The 18365-nt window shown below is 69.9% G+C and carries 15 protein-coding genes and 2 pseudogenes; 12 read left to right on the top strand and 5 right to left on the bottom strand.

The window, feature by feature from the left end; genetic code table 11:
* Both SKC42_RS06920 and SKC42_RS06915 read right to left on the bottom strand, forming a co-directional pair.
* The gene (locus SKC42_RS06920) at window positions 1-765 is read right to left on the bottom strand and encodes an endonuclease/exonuclease/phosphatase family protein (RefSeq protein WP_330963539.1); all 765 of its coding nucleotides are present in this window, start codon (window positions 763-765) and stop codon (window positions 1-3) included.
* A 56-nt stretch (window positions 766-821) separates the two neighbouring features.
* Window positions 822-1778, bottom strand: a complete 957-nt coding sequence (locus SKC42_RS06915; protein ID WP_330963538.1) for an acyl-CoA dehydrogenase family protein — start codon at window positions 1776-1778, stop codon at window positions 822-824.
* A gap of 188 nt (window positions 1779-1966) precedes the next feature.
* Between SKC42_RS06915 and SKC42_RS06910 the strand changes: the two genes are divergently transcribed.
* Window positions 1967-2554, top strand: a complete 588-nt coding sequence (locus SKC42_RS06910; protein WP_330963537.1) for a nucleotidyltransferase — start codon at window positions 1967-1969, stop codon at window positions 2552-2554.
* 4 nt (window positions 2555-2558) lie between these two features.
* On the opposite strand, the gene SKC42_RS06905 is transcribed toward SKC42_RS06910, so the two are convergent.
* A complete protein-coding gene (locus SKC42_RS06905) occupies window positions 2559-2816 on the bottom strand; it encodes a DUF7218 family protein (RefSeq protein ID WP_330963536.1) in 258 nt (85 codons plus the stop codon).
* 172 nt (window positions 2817-2988) lie between these two features.
* Here SKC42_RS06905 and SKC42_RS06900 point away from each other — a divergent pair, with 172 nt between their 5' ends.
* From SKC42_RS06900 to SKC42_RS06870, 7 genes and pseudogenes are all read left to right on the top strand, one after another.
* The gene (locus SKC42_RS06900) at window positions 2989-4011 is read left to right on the top strand and encodes a chemotaxis protein CheB (protein ID WP_442932020.1); all 1023 of its coding nucleotides are present in this window, start codon (window positions 2989-2991) and stop codon (window positions 4009-4011) included.
* On the top strand, window positions 4004-4762 hold the full coding sequence (locus tag SKC42_RS06895; protein WP_330963534.1) for an STAS domain-containing protein: 759 nt from the start codon (window positions 4004-4006) through the stop codon (window positions 4760-4762). The genes SKC42_RS06900 and SKC42_RS06895 overlap by 8 nt, the downstream gene beginning before the upstream one ends.
* Window positions 4763-4813: 51 nt before the next feature.
* Window positions 4814-6657, top strand: a pseudogene (locus tag SKC42_RS06890) (CheR family methyltransferase).
* Window positions 6658-6801: 144 nt separating this feature from the next.
* Window positions 6802-7967, top strand: a pseudogene (locus SKC42_RS06885) (glycosyltransferase).
* A 72-nt stretch (window positions 7968-8039) separates the two neighbouring features.
* Window positions 8040-9110 (top strand): helix-turn-helix transcriptional regulator, encoded by a 1071-nt coding sequence (locus SKC42_RS06880; RefSeq protein ID WP_330963533.1) that lies wholly within the window; start codon window positions 8040-8042, stop codon window positions 9108-9110.
* Between the two features lie 300 nt (window positions 9111-9410).
* A complete protein-coding gene (locus SKC42_RS06875) occupies window positions 9411-9950 on the top strand; it encodes an STAS domain-containing protein (protein WP_330963532.1) in 540 nt (179 codons plus the stop codon).
* Window positions 9951-10021: 71 nt separating this feature from the next.
* Complete coding sequence (locus SKC42_RS06870; RefSeq protein ID WP_330963531.1) at window positions 10022-10462, top strand: SRPBCC family protein; 441 nt, start codon at window positions 10022-10024, stop codon at window positions 10460-10462.
* A gap of 179 nt (window positions 10463-10641) precedes the next feature.
* Here the strand turns inward: SKC42_RS06870 and SKC42_RS06865 are convergent, their stop codons facing one another.
* A complete protein-coding gene (locus SKC42_RS06865; protein ID WP_442932019.1) occupies window positions 10642-11994 on the bottom strand; it encodes a flavin monoamine oxidase family protein in 1353 nt (450 codons plus the stop codon).
* Window positions 11995-12141: 147 nt separating this feature from the next.
* Here SKC42_RS06865 and SKC42_RS06860 point away from each other — a divergent pair, with 147 nt between their 5' ends.
* Entirely contained in the window at window positions 12142-13098 is a 957-nt protein-coding gene (locus SKC42_RS06860; RefSeq protein ID WP_330963530.1) for an alpha/beta fold hydrolase, read from the top strand.
* Between the two features lie 26 nt (window positions 13099-13124).
* On the opposite strand, the gene SKC42_RS06855 is transcribed toward SKC42_RS06860, so the two are convergent.
* Window positions 13125-14471, bottom strand: a complete 1347-nt coding sequence (locus tag SKC42_RS06855) for a flavin monoamine oxidase family protein (protein WP_330963529.1) — start codon at window positions 14469-14471, stop codon at window positions 13125-13127.
* Between the two features lie 86 nt (window positions 14472-14557).
* Here SKC42_RS06855 and SKC42_RS06850 point away from each other — a divergent pair, with 86 nt between their 5' ends.
* The 3 genes from SKC42_RS06850 (at window position 14558) to SKC42_RS06840 (ending at window position 18325) form a co-directional block, all read left to right on the top strand.
* The gene (locus SKC42_RS06850; RefSeq protein WP_330963528.1) at window positions 14558-15556 is read left to right on the top strand and encodes a TIGR03617 family F420-dependent LLM class oxidoreductase; all 999 of its coding nucleotides are present in this window, start codon (window positions 14558-14560) and stop codon (window positions 15554-15556) included.
* Between the two features lie 167 nt (window positions 15557-15723).
* Window positions 15724-16962, top strand: a complete 1239-nt coding sequence (locus SKC42_RS06845) for an MFS transporter (RefSeq protein WP_442932028.1) — start codon at window positions 15724-15726, stop codon at window positions 16960-16962.
* A 4-nt stretch (window positions 16963-16966) separates the two neighbouring features.
* The gene (locus SKC42_RS06840) at window positions 16967-18325 is read left to right on the top strand and encodes an LLM class flavin-dependent oxidoreductase (protein WP_330963527.1); all 1359 of its coding nucleotides are present in this window, start codon (window positions 16967-16969) and stop codon (window positions 18323-18325) included.
* The last annotated feature ends 40 nt before the right edge of the window (window positions 18326-18365 follow it).

The following is an 18365-nucleotide window of genomic DNA, read 5'->3' as shown; positions in this document are numbered from 1 at the left end:
TCACACGCGTTCGAGATCGACGGCCAGCGGCCGGTGATCCGAAATGGGCATCGGCTCGGCGGCCACGGCTCCCCCGCGTAGCAGGGGGTCGTCGGTCAGGATGTGGTCGAGTTGGCGGTCGGGCGCATCGGCGGGAAATGTGTGGGCCACTGCCAGCGACCGCATGCCAGACCACCGGCGCGCCGTCGGCGACGTCATGTTGAGGTCTCCGGTCAACAGCCGCGGGCCGGGAAATCCCCGCAGGTCGCGGATCAGCCGGCGCAGCTGGCGCAGATTCCAGCCGGGCACGAAGGACAGGTGGGTGTTGGCAACCGTCAGATCGCCTTTTGGTGTGTGCAGCTGCGCGATGACGGCGGCTCGGGGCTCTTCGTCGACGACCATCACCCGGCCGGGCTCGCGCAGGTACATGGGGAAACGCATCGGGATTCGCGGCAACCGCACCACCTGCCAGCTGGCCGCCGGAAAGCGCGACAACAGGGCGATCCCGTAGGCCGCCGTCCCCGGCTGCTCGTGGCCGGTGGCGGCCATCCAGGTCGCGCCCGGCGTCCCGGAGATCGCGGCGACGAACCGGTGCTCGGCGGCGCCCATGGCCTCGGCCGCGACCGCGGTGAGGTCGGCCAGCTCCGAGCGCGGCTGGTCGCAGTCCACCTCCTGCAGGGACAGGACGTCGGGATCGAGGCGCCGCACCGCCTCGCTCAAGCGGGCCGGATGCACCCCGTCACCGACGGTGCGGCCGTGCAAGATGTTGAACGTCGCCACGCGCATAGCTTGTCGGTACCCGCTTTCGGTGTTTCCGCAGTCGCCGCGGGCCCGGCGTGCGGTCAGCGCGGCGTCCCCGGGGGCACGCTCCCGGCCAGCCGCCCGAGTTCGGCCAGATCCCGCTCGGCGAGGCTCTGTCGGATGTAGATGGACAGGTCGGCGACCCGCTGGGCATGCCGGCCATCCTGGCACAGCGGACCCGGCCCCAGGGCCCGGCCGGTGCGGGTGATGGCTTCATCGACCGCATGCTCCACCACCGTCCGGACGCGGCGGGCCAACAGCTGAGCGGTGCCGGCCCGGTCGAACGGATCACGATCGATCTGCGCTGCGGCCATCGCCAGCATCGCGTCGCCGGCGGCGAGCGCGGCGTCCACCGCGCCGAGATGGGCCAGCGAATACGCGTCAGCCGATCTGCTTCCCGCGGAGCGGTACAGCGGCTCGGCGACCCGGCGTGCTCCGCCGAGCCAGCACGCGGCCACACCGATCGCCCCGTGCCAAAATCCGGGGCGGTCCTGGTAGGCGCCCGGGTCACCCACCGCGACGGCCGGGGCGTTGGTGAACTGCACCGACCGGGTGTCGGAGCCGGCCATACCCGCGTTCCACCACGTACTGGGTAGCGCCCTGACGGCGGGTTCGGCGAGGGACACCGCAAACAGGCCCTGCGACCCGTCCTCGAGCTGAGCGGTCACCAGCGCGTGGGTGCAGAACCCGGCGCCCGCACACCACACCTTCGTCCCGCTCAGCGTGAATGCGCCACCGGTATCGCTGGCGATCACCACCGCGTCGGGCGATTCGGCCGCCCACACGCCCCACAGCTGGCCGAGCTCCGGAGGCTTGCCGCCCAGCTCGTCGAGGATCGCGACGGCATCGACATGCGACTCGGCGATGCGGGCCGCCACGATGTCGTCCGCGGCCAGGTGCGTCAGGCGCTCCCATCGTTCGGCCGTTCGTCCGGACGCCGGCAATGGCATGTCGAGCCGCCCCGACTCGAGCCAGTGCTTGATCACCCCCGCCGTCACGCGCGATCACCCGCCGCCGTCCCGGCATTGGCGGAAACACCGACGTCAGTCCGGTCGTGGGCGAGCGGGGGAAGGACTGACATAACTCAAGACTTCCCCAGCTCGGGCCCGGCTTAAACGGTGACCGCCGATGCGACGTGGCGGCGGCCAGGTTGCCGGGCAGGGTGCGGGGGTATATCCAAGGCACGATGACGGCTCACCCCGACGGTGTCGAGACCCCCGCGAGCACGCCCGTTCCGTGCTTCCGCCTGCGCGAGGCATTGCGCGGGGCCGCGTCGGCGCTGAAGGAGAAGGGGCCGCGCTTCGCCCTGGCCGGCAGCTATGCGTTGTGGGCCTACGGTGCACCCGAACCGAGTCACGACGTGGACCTGGTGGTGGCCGAGTCGGACGTCGACGACGCGGTGGCCACCCTGCGCGGCGCCGGCTTCGCCGTCGAGCACCCGCCGGAGGACTGGTTGTTCAAGGCGAGCACCGAGGGCGGCGTGGTGGACGTCCTGCACCGCATCAACGGCGTGCGCGTCGATTCGGCGGCGCTCGAGTGCGCCGATCAGCGCGACGTGCTGGCGATCTCGATGCCCGTGTTGCCTCCGACGGTCGTCCTCATCCAGAAATTGCGTTCGCTCGGAGAGCACCACTGCGACTTCGCCAGGCTCCTGCCCGCGGTGCGGGCGATCCGCGAGCGGCTGGACTGGGACCACATCAGAGCCGAAACCGCGGACAACGACTACGCGGTGGCCTTCATTGTGTTAGCCGATCGGCTCGGTCTCACCCGCTGACGAGTCAGTGGGTGCGCAGCTTGGCGATGAGCTTGTCTTTGGTGAGGCCCGAATACCCCGACATCCCAAGTTCTTTGGCCCGCTTCCTCAATTGCGGCACGGTCCAGTCGGTGTAGGAGCCGGCCTTGCCACCTTTGCGCCCGACGCTGGCCTTGCCCCGGGCCGCGGCCGCGTTCGATATCCGCGCCGCCTTTTCCTTCGAGTCGCCCTGGCTGCGCAGGTCCTCGTACAACTTCTCGTTCTTTATCGACGAATTCGGCACTTTGCATCCTCCTGTGCGCGAAGAAACATCCTCTTCCGGGGGTGCCCGCGCCGGGTGCGGCAAAAACCCGGGTCGTCAACCCGGGTCGTCTTTGAAACCACCGTCGACGTTCATTCGGCGGTACCTATACACCGCTGCGCGGGTTACCTACCATCTGTGGGGGTAGTCAAAGGTGGTGATCGAGGCGACCGGCGAACCTGGCGACCTGCGTGGCGTCGTGGCGATCGGTGCCTCCGCGGGAGGCGTCGAGGCGCTGTCGCGCCTGGCTGCCGGCCTGTCGGCCGATGTGCCCTACGCCTACCTGATCACGCTGCACATCCCCGCCGGTGCGCCGAGCGTCCTGGCCCGCATCCTCGACCGCAGCGGGCCGCTGCCCGCCGTCGCCGCCCGGGACGGCGCGCCGCTCGAGCCGGGGCAGATTTACGTCAGCGTTCCCGACCGCCATCTCCTGGTGGCCGACCATCGTGTGGTGCTTTCCCAGGGGCCGACCGAAAACGGGCATCGGCCGGCCATCAACGCGCTGTTTCGTTCGGTGGCCCTGGTGTTTGGGTCGCGCGCGATCGGCGTCCTGCTTTCGGGTGTGCTCGACGACGGCGTCCTCGGGCTTGCCGCGATCCGGTTACGCGGCGGCACCACTATCGGCCAGGCGCCCGACGATGCGCTGTTTCCCGACATGCCCAACAACGCGATTGAGGCCGGCGTGGTCGATCGGCAGGCCGCCGCGGCCGACATCGGCGCCGTCATCAAAGAGTTGTCGCACCGAGAGATGGAAGACCCCGTCACGGAACCCGACTCCGCGATGGAGCTGGAGAACCGGATCGCCATGATGTCCCGGTTCGCCACTGGCTTCGACACCCAAAAGCTCGGGCCGCCTTCGGGTTACACGTGCCCAGATTGCAACGGCTCGCTCGTTGCCGTGAGCGAAGGCAACTTCCGCTGCCAGGTGGGTCACGCCTGGACGACCGAGGCGCTCTTCGCCGCGCGGGACACCGAGGTCGAGGGCGCGTTGTGGATCGCGCTGCGCAGCATGCAGGAAAAGGCGAGGATGGCGCGGAACCTGGCGGAGAGAGCCGGACCCGGGCTCGTCGCCCAGCGTTACACGTCGATCGCGGAGGAGACGGAAGGGGCGTTGGCCGTGCTCAGCGACCGCCTGCCCACCGCCAGCAGCATTGCCGGCGGTGATTTCGATGAGTGAGTTTCAGCCGGCCGTCCGGATCGACGTCCAGCCGCAGCGGGACGTGACCGTCCTGGTAGCCGACGGGTTGCTGGACAGCTCCACCTACCAGAGCATTCGTGACACGGTCATCAAGGCCGCCCTCGACGAACCCCGCGCGGTCATCGTCGACGTCGACCGGCTCGTTGTCCCCTCGGCGTCGGCGTGGGTGGTGTTCACCAGCGCTCGTTGGCACGTCAGCGTCTGGCCGGACGTGCCGATCCTGCTCGTGAGCGGGGCGCCGCAGGTGCGGCGCGCGATAGCAGCCGGCAGCGTGGCCCGTTACGTGCCCGTGCACCCGACGCGGCAGGTCGCGCTGGATGCCGCCCGCGGCCGGCCGCAGGAGGCGCGACGGCGGGCCCGCGGCGACCTGCCCCGTTCACCCGCCAGCCCGGGGCTGGCCCGGGGACTGGTCACCGATTGGCTCACCGAATGGGGTCAGGCCGATCTGATTCCGGTCGCGGCGACGGTGGCGACGGTCTTCGTCGAGAACGTCCTGGACCACACGCGGAGTTCGCCCGCCCTGCGCGCCGAAAGCCACCGGGGCGCCGTTACCGTCGCCGTCGAGGACACCAGCGAGCAGCTGCCGGGCCGGCGCGAGGACGCCTACCGCGGTGCCGAGGTCGTGTCCGGCCTGGCGATCGTGGCGGCGCTGTCCCGTGCCTGGGGCAGCACGCCGACGCCGACCGGGAAGACGGTGTGGGCCGTGATCGGCCGGGAGAACCAACTCTAACCGCGAGTAGTGTTCGAGTCCTGCTGGGAAACCCCTATCGGACGGACTTGCATGGAATCCACGACTGACGAGGCTTTTGAAGCCTTGTTGCGCTACATGCGCGATTCCCGTGGCTTCGATTTCACCGGCTACAAGCGCACGTCGCTGATGCGCCGCGTCCGGCACCGGATGGACCAGTCCGGGTATGCCACGTTCGAGGACTACCTCGACTTCCTGCAAGCCAGCTCGGACGAATTCACGGCGCTCTTCAACACCATCCTCATCAACGTCACGTCCTTCTTTCGCGACCCGGACGCCTGGGAATTCGTCAGCGCGGAGGTCATTCCGCGGATGCTGGCCGAGCGCGGGCCCAATGACCCGATCCGGGTGTGGAGCGCCGGGTGCGCGTCGGGCCAGGAGGCCTACACGCTCGCGATGCTGCTGGCCGAGGCCCTCGGGTCGGACGCCTTCCGGCAGCGGGTCAAGATCTACGCCACCGACGTCGACGAGGATGCGCTGACCGAGGCGCGCACCGCGTCCTACGACGCCAAGGCCGTCGAGTCCGTCCCGGCGGAGCTCTTGCCGCGCTACTTCGAACAGGTCAACGGCCGCTACGTGTTCCACAAAGACCTGCGCCGGGCGGTGATCTTCGGCCGCAACGACCTGGTCAAGGACGCCCCGATCTCGCGCGTCGACCTGCTCGTGTGTGCCGCAACACCCTGATGTACCTGAACGCCGAAACCCAGCGAAACGTATTGGGGCGGCTGCATTTTGCCCTCGCCCCGCAGGGCACGTTGTTCCTCGGGCACGCGGAGATGCTCCTGAGTCACGGTGACCGGTTCACCCCGCTGAACCTCAAACACCGTATTTTTCGGAAGGCGATCGGGTCGCACAGCGGCATCGACCGCTACGACCCGGCGGGACCGTTCTACGATCGCCATGCCGAGCAGCAAGGCCTGACCACGGTGCGGGACTTGGCCTTTCGCGCCAGCCCCGTCGCGCAGATCGTGGTGACCGGCGAGGACACCGTCGCGATGATCAACCAGCAGGCGGAGGCGCTCTTCGGCCTCTCGGCCCGCGACATCGGCCGCCTGCTCCGTGACCTGGAGGTGTCCTACCGGCCGGTCGAGCTGCGCGCCTACCTCGAGCAGGCCAAGGTGGAGCGGCGTTCGGCGCGGATCCAGGACGTCAAGTGGCAGCGACCGGGCGTGGAAACGGTCTGGTTCGAGATCCACGTGAACCCGCTCGTCGACGGCGAGAACGGCCTGTTGGGCGTCTCGATCGTGTTCTTCGACGTCACGGCCACCCGCGCCCTGCTCGACAAGGTCGTGCAAACCAACCGTCAGCTGGAGGCGGCTTACGAGGAGCTGCAGTCCACCAACGAGGAACTCGAGACGACAAACGAGGAGTTGCAGTCGACCGTCGAGGAACTCGAGACGACGAACGAGGAACTGCAGTCCACCAACGAAGAACTCGAGACGATGAACGAGGAGCTGCAGTCGACCAACGACGAGCTGCACACCATCAACGACATGTTGCGCGAACGCACCGTGGAGTTGGACGAGGCCAAGCACTTCCTCGACTCGCTGATCGACTCGGTCGGGATGGGCATGGTGGTGGTGGACCGGGAGATGAAGGTCATCCTGTGGAACCGGGGCTGCGAGGACCTGTGGGGCCTGCGGGCCGACGAGACCCGGGGCTCGAGGTTGACGGGGCTGGACATCGGCCTCCCGCTGGACGCCGTTCGTCCGCTGATCGGCAATGCGTTCGTCGACCCCGACAGCTCCGGTGAAGTGGTGGTCGACGCGGTCAACCGCCGCGGCCGCGCGGCCCGCGTGCGGGTCACGTGCACGTCGTTCCGCTCGATCGAGGGCACCGTCGGGGGCGCGCTGCTGCTGATGGAGGTCGTGGGCTAACGGTCCGTACGGGGACCATGCCGGCGCCGACGCGTGGCCACAATGCGAAGCATCGGTTCGCCAGACGAAGAAGCGGCGTTTCGGGGATAGGGGGCCGGGTACGCCACCGACCTGTCGAGGGCATGCTTCTCGAAAGGAGTGGCGGTGAAGATTGCGATTGTCAGCGGGGACGACCTCGCCGGCGAGGAGCCCAAGCAACTCTGCGCCGCGCTGCACCCCCGCGGGCACGAGGCCGTCGCCTACGTTCGGCACCGCGGTCGGCGGCGATCACAACCCGATACGGATGGCTTTCGCACCGTGCCGATAGCGGTGGGTCCCCGAGCGGCGGCGCGGGCGCCAGATGTTCTGCCGCACGTCGGGGAATGGGCCCACGCCCTCGAGCGCATGTGGTTGTCCGACCAGCCCGACGTCGTGCACGCCTTCGGCTGGCTGGGCGGAATGGCCGCCCAGTTGGCGGCTCGACGGCAAGGTCTGCCAGTCGTGCAGAGCTTTCTGGGCCTTGCCGTGACCTCCCGACTCGCGGACGACACCCCGAGCGAACGGCAGCGCCTCGAGCCGCTCCTGGCGCGGGGCGCGACCTGGGTGACCGCGGAATGCACCGCGGATGTCGACGCGCTGGCGCGGTTGCGTCGTGGCCGGGTCCGGGTGTCCGCCCTGGGCAGCGGCGTGGACATCGAGTGCTACAGCCCCGTCGGCCCGGCCGCCCCCGCACCGACCGGCATCGCGTGCTGGCCTTGGTGCCGAACCCGCTGTGGGGCAATGGATTAGACATCGCGATCAAGGCCATCGCCAGGGTCCCGGGCGCCGAACTCGTGATCGCCGAAACCGGCGGAACCGATGCCGACCACGACGACGCACGCACGCAGCTGGCGAGCCTGGCCGCCGGTTTGGGGGTGGGCGACCGGGTCCGATTGCTGGGCGCGGTGACCGACTCGCAGTTGCCGGCACTCATCCGGTCCGCCGACGTGGTCGCCTGCACACCCCGGGAGCCGCCGCGCGTCACCGCGGTGCTGCGGGCGATGGCCAGCGGGGTCGTCGTGGTCGCCCACGCCGTCGGCGTCCTGAGCGACGCGGTCGTGGACAACGTCACTGGCCTGGTGCTCCCGTCGAACGGTCCCGGCGAGCTGGCCGGCGCGTTGAGAACGCTGCTCGGCCAACGATTTCAACGCGAGAGTATGGGTGCGGCCGGCCGCAGCAGGGCGCTGTCTCGCTACAGCTGGGACCGCATCGCGCGGGATTCGCTCAACATCTACGGGCAGGTGGATTCGCAACGATGGCTTCCCTCGGGGTTGCAGGCGGTGGCGCGGTGATCCAATGGCGAGGCGCGACGCCCTCATGAGAGCCGTGGTGAGAGGCCGGCGAACACCGATGAGACGACACCGATGACGAGCCTCACGGAGAACACGGCACCTGGCGTGGCGGTCGGCTCCGCCGGCCAGTTTCCGGGCGAAATCCGGGTCGATGCGCGGCCCGACGGGCATTCCTTTGCCGACGCGCGTGCATTGGCCGACTTCCCGCCGGCGGTCCGCCACGAACAGTTCCGCGCCATCGAATCGCACGCCGTGCGCCGGTTCTTTGCCGACGCCTACAGTCCGGGATGGCGGGTCAGCGGCGTTTCGAGCCGCTCGGCCCTGACGCACCGGCGCTGTGAGACGGCGGCGATCACCGTGGACGAGGTGCTGATCCAGGGGCGGGCCACGCTCGAAGTGCCGGCCGGCGACACCTTCGTCGTGATCCAGCCTCGGGCGGGATCGCTGGCCGTCGCGGGCGGGTCACTCCCCACGCCCGATTGCCCGGTCCTGGTCGCGCGCGGCATGTCGTGCACCCTGCAGGTGAACGGGGCGCGGTTCGACGTGGTGAGCGTCCTGGCGGAGGCGCTGCACAAGGCCGTCCCCGAGTGGACCGCCCCGTTGCCACGGCAGGCCCAGTTCCTGGGCTGGCGCCCCCGTTCGCGAGCCGCGGTGCGGGCCTGGCACCGGGCGCTGGACTACGTGACCGCGACCCTGGCTTCCCCGGACACCGCCCAGCAGCCGCTGATCGTCGCGGCGATGGCGCCCCTGCTGGCGGGCGCGCTCCTGGAGTGCTACCCCTCGACGCTGACCGACCAGGAGGTGACGGGCGACACGCCCGTTCCGGAAACCCTGAAGGACGCGGTGTCGTTCATCCATCGCAATGCCTCGGGCGAAGTCGGCATCAACGACGTGGCGGCCGCGGTGCACCTCACGCCGAGGGCGGTGCAATACCTGTTCCGGCGGCAGCTCAACACCACCCCGACCGAATACATGCGGCGCGTCCGGTTGAGCCGCGCTCATCAAGATCTGAGCGTGGGCACGCCGTCGACCACCACGGTCACCGAAATCGCCCAGCGCTGGGGTTTCGCCCACACCGGCCGGTTCGCGGTGCTGTATCGGCAAACGTACGGCCAGAGCCCGCATTCGATACTCAGGCAGTGACCGATCCACCCCCCCCGTGGGCAACGCGACCGCAACAGCTCCGGTTGTATCCAAACGCTCTCGCTGCGTTAAGGTTTGGTTTCCCCACCGGGGCGGATGGGGCCCATGAGGCCGTTCTGGTGAACACCACGGGACGCGCCTGGCCGCAAAGCGAACAATAGGTTGGTCCCGCCGCGCCAAACACCCTGGTGAGGGGCCGATTTCGGCGGCCGGCGCGCCCGGCGCGGCCCGTTCCGGCCACCACTACCAGCGGCATTGCCGGTACACTCGGGTCAGGTTGAGTCCCCAGCTGCCGTTCTTATGGGCGCCTTCTGGACACCGTTGTCGCTCGCCCTGCTCTCTACCATGTTGAAGGGCCTACTCCTCATGACTGCTTCACTCGAACTATGCTCGGCAACGCTGCGCGGCCAACCGCGCAGTCGCTACCAAATCGATTGCACTGGTGCAAGATTGTGCGTTCACGCGCGAAGCCTGGCCACCGTTCTGCGGGTCCACGGCGAGGTCGACGCGTTGAACGCCGACTTGGTGGCCCAAACGATCCGCCGTTTTTCGCGCCTGAAGGCCCCGCTGATCCTCGATCTCACCCACCTGGATTTCATTGGCAGCGCCGGCCTCTCGGCGCTGCAGACACTGAACGACGAGCACCGGGCGGCAGGGTTGCACTGCAGCGTCGTAGGTGGGTCGGCGCTGCGTCGGCTCACCCAGGTGATTCCCGATCATGGTCTGCCGCTGGTGGATTCATTATCGCAGGGCCTTGCGCACATCGACGCGGCCGTACGGGCGCGCCGACGCCTGGTTTCCGGCCGGGCGCGGCAGGAAGAACCGCAGCGCACGGGCTGAGGTTCGGTGCCGGCGTCTAGCATGTGGCTGAACACCGTTAGCGACACCGTTAGCGCCAGGCAGGAGGTCCGATGACCCAGATTCACTTGCAGTGGACGATCCCCGCGCCGGTGGAGCGGGTCTTCGACTGGCTGGTCGACCCGGTCAACCTGGCCGCCGCCCCGCTCGTTCTCCGGTCCCGCTGGGCGAAGGACGCGCCCGGGCCGGGGGCGGGGGCGGTGCGCGAGGTGTTGGGGGCCGGCACCTGGTTTCGGGAGGCGATCACCGCCTATGACCGGCCGCGCCGCTACTCCTACCTGATCATCGGATCGTTTCCGCCGTTCAATCACGACGGCGGCACACTGACTTTCACCGCCGCCGGCGACGGCACGCACGTCGACTGGCTGAGCAACTACACCCATCCCGTCTGGGCGGGGGGCAGGCTGCTGGAGGCGCTCACCCGTCGGTTGCTGTCGTCGAGTTTCGATTCGATCGTGAAGGCCTGCGCGAGGGATCTGGCGGCCGGGCACTAATGTGTCCTGAGTCGTTAATTCGGGTGCAGCCTTCGCTCCTGTTTCCGAGCGTGGGACGTATGGACGAAAAGTAGTTTGTACTTCCCCCCACGTTCGACGTATTCACCAGCGGGATGAGCGGTCGAAGATGCTGGTGCACTAGTAATGACTCGCGACACTAGGCCGCCGTCATCAGGGGGTCAGCCGCTCAGCCAGCGCATCACCTGGCCGGCGGCGTGGCGCCCGCTGGCGACGGCGCCGGTGACGGTCGCGGGATTGTCGATACCGACGGCCTCGCCCGCCAGAAAGAGCCGGTCCCCGATGGGTTCCTGCAGCCGGCGCCGGTCGTCGAGTCCGGAGCCGGGGGTGTGAAACGAGTAGGCGCCCCGGGCGAACGGATCGGCGGCCCAACCCGAGGTCCGGACCTCCACCGGGGAGACGTCGTCGCCGAACAGCTGCCTGATCACCGGGAGCGCACCGGCCATCAGGTCGTGCTGCGATGAGGCCTCCACGGTGCGGCCGCGGTCACCGGCGTTGAACGCCAGCACAATGGGGCCGGCGGCGACTGGCAGGGCGAACCACTGCGACCAGAGCCCGGGTTCGGCGCCGAGGTATTCGTAGAATGCGTTCTCCGCCTGCCAGGTTCGCCGATTCAGCCGGAAATAGCTCTTCGAGAGCACGCCGGATCCCAGCGCGTTCACGGCCCGGACGTGGGTGTCCGGGAGCGGCGGATCAAACATGACCGCACCGGATTTGAGCACCCCGAGGGGAAGGGTCACGATCGCGGCCGGCCCCTCGAAGGATCGCCCCGCGGCCCGCACGATCACCGAGTCGCCGCGGCGAACCACCGCGGTCACCGGGCAGTTGAGCGCGATCTGCAACCCGTCGGCGAGCAGCTTGGGCAGGGCGTCGTAGCCGTCGGTGATGACGTCCTGGTCGCCTCCGTAGTAGGTGCCCTGGTCAAACGTCAAGGCTGACAGTTGGTCGGCGTTGGCCGCGTATTCGTCTTCGATCTCGGTGGTCAGGTAGAACGCCAATTGCGCGCGGTCGGACCCGGAGAGTTCTGCGTCGTCCGCCGCGGCGTCGACGGCGGCCGCCAGGCTTGCGCCGTCGGCCTGGTCGCGGGCGCGCTCCACGAATCGCCGCCAGGTCTTCTTGTCGTAGTCCAGCGGTTGCAGTCGCGGATCGACGGCGAGCCTGGCCCATCCGTAATAGTCGGTTGGAACGAATTGCGCGCGCGCCCGGGTCGCCAGCTCCACCAGCGGGTTACCGGCCGCGCCGTGGATCCACGACGCGCCCATGTCGAGCGGCACGCCCCAGCCGCGGTCGGTGTGCACCCGGCCGCCGATCCGGTCGCGGGCTTCGATCAGGCGGACCGGCCAGCCGGCGTCGGCCAGGTTGCGCGCGGCCGACAGGCCCGCCATCCCCGCGCCGACGACGAGCACGGACTCGGTGTCCGGCGCTGGCGGGTTCGGCGTGCAGCCGCCCGCCAGCCCGCCGCCGACCGCGCTCGTCGTTGCCGCGAGGAATGCCCGACGGGACATCGGGGACACGCGAATAAGCGTCTCACACCGCTTCCGCGCTTCCGGTGCGCTCGCGCGTGTTTGCCGGATTCGCGCGGTTGGGAAGCAATCTCGCGATAGACTCGCGAAACATCCGGATTGCGGCAACGGTGCGGTGATTCAAGGGGGGGAGCGGCGATGAATGCTCGGCGATCGGCTCGAACGGTCGATCCCCTGCCCGACGTGTTGCCGCCCAGCCGGGCGCTGACCGTCCGGGCCACCGACGGCACCAAGCTGCACGCCGAGGTGTTCGGCCCGTCCGACGGCTACCCGATCGTGCTGACCCACGGGATCACGTGCGCGATCCGGGCGTGGGCATACCAGATCGCCGACCTGACCGACGAGTATCGGGTGATCGCGTACGACCACCGCGGGCACGGGCGCAGCGGGATCCCGCGGCGTGGCGGCTACAGCCTGAAAGCCCTTGCCTCCGATCTGGATTCGGTGCTCGACGCGACGTTGGCGCCGCACGAGCGGGCGGTGCTGGCCGGGCACTCGATGGGCGGCATGACGATCGCGGCGTGGTCCGCGCGCTACCGCCACAAGGTCCGCCGCCGCGCCGACGCCGTCGCGCTCATCAACACCACCACCGGGGACCTGCTGCGCAAGATCAAGCTGCTGCCGGTGCCGCGGGGGCTGTCGCCGGCCCGCGTGCTGGCCGCGCGCGGGCTGATCACGGTGTTCGGCGGCTTGCCCATACCGGCGCCGGCCCACATCCCGAGCCGATATCTGGTGGCGCGGCTGGCGGTCGGCAAGGAGGCCGATCGGAGCGCGGCGGGCCTCATCTACGACCTGTTCGCCCAGACCCCGCCGGCCGGGCGCGGCGGCTGCGCGAAGATGCTCGCCGGCGCGCTGGGGCCACAGCACCTGGATCTGGACGGGCTGACCGTGCCGACGTTGGTCATCGGCAGCGAACGCGATCGGCTCACCCCGATCAGTCAGTCGCGCAAGATCGCACGGACCGCGCCGAACGTCATCGGCCTCGTCGAGCTGCCCGGTGGCCACTGCTCGATGCTCGAACAACCGCGGGAGGTCAGCCGCCACCTGCGGGCGCTCGCCGAGTCGGTCACCCGGGACGTGCGGATCAGCTCCTAGCCAGATATGGGCCTGTCACAGGCCTGTCACAGCCTGGCGACGATCTCGGCGGCCGCGCGCTGGCCGCTCCGGACGGCGCCATCCAGGAAACCGGTCCATTCGTCGGCGGTCTCGGTGCCGGCCCAGTGGATCGGCCCCACCGGCTCCCGTAGACACCGTCCGAATCGCGTCCACGACCCGGGCGGCACCGCCGCGGTCGGACCACCGGGCGCGAAACCCTCGGTGCCCCAGCGGAAATCCACGTAATCCAGCGGCTTGAGCGCTTCGTCGCCGAACAGCGCCGCGAAGCCGCGCAGCACGTCGTGGCGGCGCCGCTCGTCGGGCAGCGAGTCGAACGCGCGTGCGTCCACGAAACCCATGAGCACCCCCGGCCCGTCGGCGTGCGGGCTGACGTCGAAGGTGATGAACACCGGGCCCCGGTCGGACAGCGCCTGGCCGGAGAACCCGTCGCGCCGCCAGAACGGTGTCTCATAGGCGGAGTAGGCCTTACTGAGCCGGCCCTGCGGCCAATGGTCGGCGAGCTGCCCGTACTCGCCGGGCAGCGGGGGAGCGAACTCGATCGACGCGCGGTGCGCGGGCGGAACCGCGACGACCACGAAGCCGGCCTCAGCCTGACGCTCGCCGGCGACCACCGTCACGCCCGCACCGTGCCGCTCGATGCGGCGGACCGGCGCGTTCAGCACCACCCGATCGCCCAGCTCCGCCGCCATCGCCTCCGCGATCTGCTGCGTGCCGCCGGGAAACCGGTCCTGTTGAGCGCCGTTTTCGACGTCGAGCAGCCGGTCCAGGCCCCCGGCCGCGTGGGTGTAGCGGGCGGCGTGCAGCATGGACACCTCGTCGGGCTCGCAGCCCCAGGTCACCCGCGCCACGATGGCCAGCAGGTCGCGGGACGAGGCGGTCGCCCGCACCGCGCGCAGCCAGCCGCCCAGCGAGAGGCCGTCGAGCTCGGACGCGCGACGCGCGTCCCACGGGGCGCGCACCGGGACGGTGCGGGCGATCCGGTCGAACTGCCAACGCAGCCGGGCGATGTCGAGCAGCCCGGGCGGCGAGAGCTTCGGGATGGTGCCCCGGTAGGAGCGCGCCCAGCCGCGCCAGTGGATGACGTTTTTGCCTTCGTGGTGGGTGGGCATGGTGGGGACGTCGAGTTCGGCCGCCAACGCCAGCACCGCGTCCTGGGTGGGGCCGACGAAGGTGCCGCCCAGGTCGGCGGGCAGCCCCGCCACGCTGCCGGTGAACGACCGGCCGCCCACCCGGTCGCGGCCCTCGAAGACCAGCACGTCATGGCCCTGTCGCGTCAGCTCGCGGGCCGCGGCCAGGCCGGCGAAACCGGCACCGACCACGACCACGTCCGCAATCGATGGCCGGTTCGTCACGTCCCCTAGTCAACAGCATCCCGCGGATTTCGTACGATGAACCCCGATTCCCCCGCGAAACCACCCAGCGTCGCCAGGCAGGTGCTTTGAGGATCTTCACGTCGCTGTACGGTCCCCTCGACGCGGCGCGGCGCGCGCGGGAGCTGCGCGACGCGGGCGTCAGCGGGGTCGCCACCTTCGAGGGTCAGCACGACGTGTTCGCCCCGCTGACGCTGGCCGCCTCGGTCGGTGGTCTGGACCTGATGACCAACGTCGCCGTCGCGTTCCCGCGCAACCCCATTCACCTTGCGCACCAGGCCAACGACCACCAGCTGCTCAGCGGCGGCCGATTCGTCCTCGGGCTGGGCACCCAGGTGCGGGCGCAGATCGAAAAGCGGTTCGGGGCGCAATTCGACCGCCCGGTGGCCCGGATGACCGAGCTGATCGCGGCCCTACGCGCGATCTTCAAAGCGTGGGAAACGGGCGGCCGCTTGGACTTTCGCGGCGAGTTCTACCGGCACACGCTGATGACACCGACGTTCGACCCCGGCCCCAACCCGTTCGGTCCGCCGCCGATCTACGTCGGCGCGCTCGGGCCGAGGCTGACCCGCGCCACCGCCCAGCACGCCGACGGGCTGCTGGTGATGCCGTTCGGTTCCCGGCGGTACCTGTGCGATGCCACCATGCCGGCGGTGCGCGAGGGCCTGCGGGCTGGCGGCCGCGAGCTCCGCGAATTCGCCGTCATCCCGGAAGTGATCGTGTCGGCCGGGGACACCGACGAGGCCCGTGAGCGCGCCGACGACGGTACCCGGCGGCTGCTCGCGTTTTACGGGTCGACGCCGGCGTACCGGCCGGTGCTCGCGGCGCACGGCTGGGAGGACCTGCAGCCCGAGCTGAACGCCCTGTCCAAGCGGGGCCGCTGGCAGGAGATGGGCGGCCTGATCGACGACGAGATGATGCACACCATCGCGGCCTGTGGCACGCCCAAAGAGGTCGCCGCCCATATCCGCGATCGCGTCGACGGCATCTCAGACACCGTGTTCCTTTACCAACCGGCGCCCATCGGACTGGAGACTCTCGGCGCGATCGTCGACGAGCTGGGCTGAGTGCGCGTTCGCGTCGCGGCGATCGCAAGGGTTTGGCGCCGCCGCCGGCGTGCCTATGCTGCGATCACGTGACCGTTTCCGCCCCGGCCCCGGCCCCGGCCCCGGCCCCGGCCACCGCCACGGCCGCGCGTCCGCGAGCGCGCCTGGGGGCCGTCGCCCTCGGCAGCATGGTCGGCACCACCATCGAGTGGTACGACTTCTACCTGTACGCCACCGCGTCGGCGCTCGTCTTCAAACCGCTTTTCTTTCCCCATGTTTCGCCGACGGCCGGCACGCTGGCGTCGTTCGCGACCTACGCCGCGGGGTTCGGCGCCCGGCCGATCGGTGCCGTCGTTTCGGGACACTTCGGCGACCGGTTGGGGCGCAAGGCCGTCCTGGTGGGCGCCTTGCTGGTGATGGGCCTGGTGACCACGGCGATCGGGCTGCTACCGACCTACGCCGAGGCGGGGCTGCTGGCGCCCGCGCTGTTGGCCACCCTGCGCGTAGTGCAGGGGCTTGCCGTCGGCGCCGAGTGGGGCGGTGCCGCCGTGCTCTCGGTAGAACACGCGCCGCCTCACCGGCGCGGACTGTTCGGCAGCTTCACCCAGCTCGGCTCTCCGGCGGGCATGCTGCTGGCGACATCCGTGTTCTGGCTGACCCGCCGGGCCACCGGCCCGGCCGGCTTCCTGGCGTACGGCTGGCGAATCCCGTTCCTGCTCAGCGTGGTACTGGTGGTCGTCGGACTGTTCGTGCGCCTGCAGCTCACCGATGCCGAGCTCTTCGACCGCCTCAGACGGGGCGACGGGCTGGCCCGGCTGCCGGTGTGGGAGGTGCTGCGCACCCAAGGGCGCAACGTCCTCATCAGCACCGGGTTGCGACTCTCCCAGATCGGGCTTTTCGTCCTGCTCACCACCTATTCGCTTACCTACCTGCAGGACTCGCTGGGGCGGGGGAGCGAAGTCGGTTTGATCGCGGTGCTGATCTCGTCCGGTCTGGGGCTGGTCAGCACCCCGTGCTGGGCGCTGCTGTCGGACCGGATCGGGCGTCGGCGACCGTACCTGTTCGGGGCGGCGGCCGGAGTCGTCGCCCTGGCCCTGTTCTTCGTGGCCGCCGACAGCCGATCACCGGTCGCGGTGGTGCTGGCAATCGTGTTCGGGGTCAACGTCGTTCACGACGCGATGTATGGCCCTCAGGCCGCGTGGTTCGCCGAACTCTTTCCCACCCGGGTGCGCTACAGTGGCTCGTCGTTGGGCTATCAGATCGGGGCGGTGCTGTCGGGCGGGTTCGCGCCGTTGATCGCCGCGCTCTTGCTGGCCGCCGGCGGCGGCAGGCCGTGGCTGATCGTCGCGTACTTCGCGGTGCTGGCGGTGCTCACGGTGGGCGCGGCCTGTGCCGCGAAGGAAACGTACGCGGACGAAATCGGGTGAGCTGGTGAGCAGGATCTTTTTGAACGCGTTCGACATGGCGTGCGTCGGGCATCAGTCGGCGGGGCTGTGGCGACATCCCGAGGACCGGGGGTACCGCTACCGAGAACTGGGCTATTGGACCGACCTGGCCCGGTCGCTGGAGGCCGGCGGCTTCGACGCGCTGTTCCTCGCCGACGTGCTCGGGGTCTACGACGTGTACGGCGGCTCGCGCGACGCGGCGGTCATCGATGCCGCGCAGTTCCCGGTCAACGACCCGACCGCGGCCGTGTCGGCGATGGCGGCGGTGACCGAGACGCTCGGGTTCGGGATCACGCTGTCGCTGACCTACGAGCAGCCCTACTCGTTGGCGCGCAGGTTGTCGACGCTGGATCACCTCACCGGCGGCCGGGTGGCGTGGAACATCGTGACCTCGTACCTGGACAGCGCCGCCCGAAATCTCGGCCTGGACGCGCAGATTCCGCACGACCAGCGCTACGAGGTCGCCGACGAGTACATCGAGGTGTGCTACAAGCTGTGGGAGGCTTCGTGGGAATCCGACGCGGTGGTGCGCGACCCGGACCGCGGCGTGTTCACCGACCCTGCCAAGGTGCATGACATCGAACACAAGGGCCGCTACTTCTCCGTCCCCGGCCCCTTCCTGTGCGAGCCGTCGCCCCAGCGCACGCCGGTGCTGTTCCAGGCCGGCGCCTCGCCGCGGGGCGTGCGGTTCGCGGCGGCCCACGCCGAGGCGGTGTTCGTGTCCGGACCCACGCCGCAGGTGGTGCGTGGTCCGGTTCGGGCCCTACGCACGGCCGCGGCCGAACTGGGCCGCGACCCTCGGTCCATCAAGGTTTTCACCATGGTCACCCCGGTCGTCGCCGAGACGCACGAGCGGGCCGTCGCCAAGCTGGCCGAATACCGCCGCTTCGTCAGCCCCGCCGGCGCGATGGCCCTCTTCGGCGGCTGGACCGGGGTGGACCTGGCCGAACTCGACCCCGACGAGCCGCTGACGTATGTGCAGACCGAGGCCAACCGTTCCGCGCTGGCCTCGTTCACCACCGCCGATCCGGATCGCACCTGGACCGTGCGGGAACTGGCCGAGGAGGTCGGCATCGGCGGGCGCGGGCCGGTGTTGACGGGTTCGCCCACCGAAGTGGCCGACGAGCTCGAGCGCTGGGTCGAAGAGGCCGACGTCGACGGGTTCAATCTGGCCTACGTCGTCACCCCGGGCACCTTCGTCGACTTCGCGAGGCTCGTCGTGCCGGAGCTGCGGCGCCGCGGGCGGGTGCCCGACGGCGTGCCGCCGGGCACCCTGCGCGAACGACTCGGGGGCGCCGGGCCGCTGTTGCCGGCCGACCACCCCGGCGCGGCGTATCGACGTTGACTGGCCCACCCGGCGGCCCGAACGTCGACTTGTTGCGACC

This window comes from Mycobacterium sp. 050134, from assembly GCF_036409085.1.
Classification (GTDB): Bacteria; Actinomycetota; Actinomycetes; order Mycobacteriales; family Mycobacteriaceae; genus Mycobacterium.
Note: the sequence above shows the minus strand (reverse complement) of the source record. Positions and strands in the feature narration are given on the sequence as shown.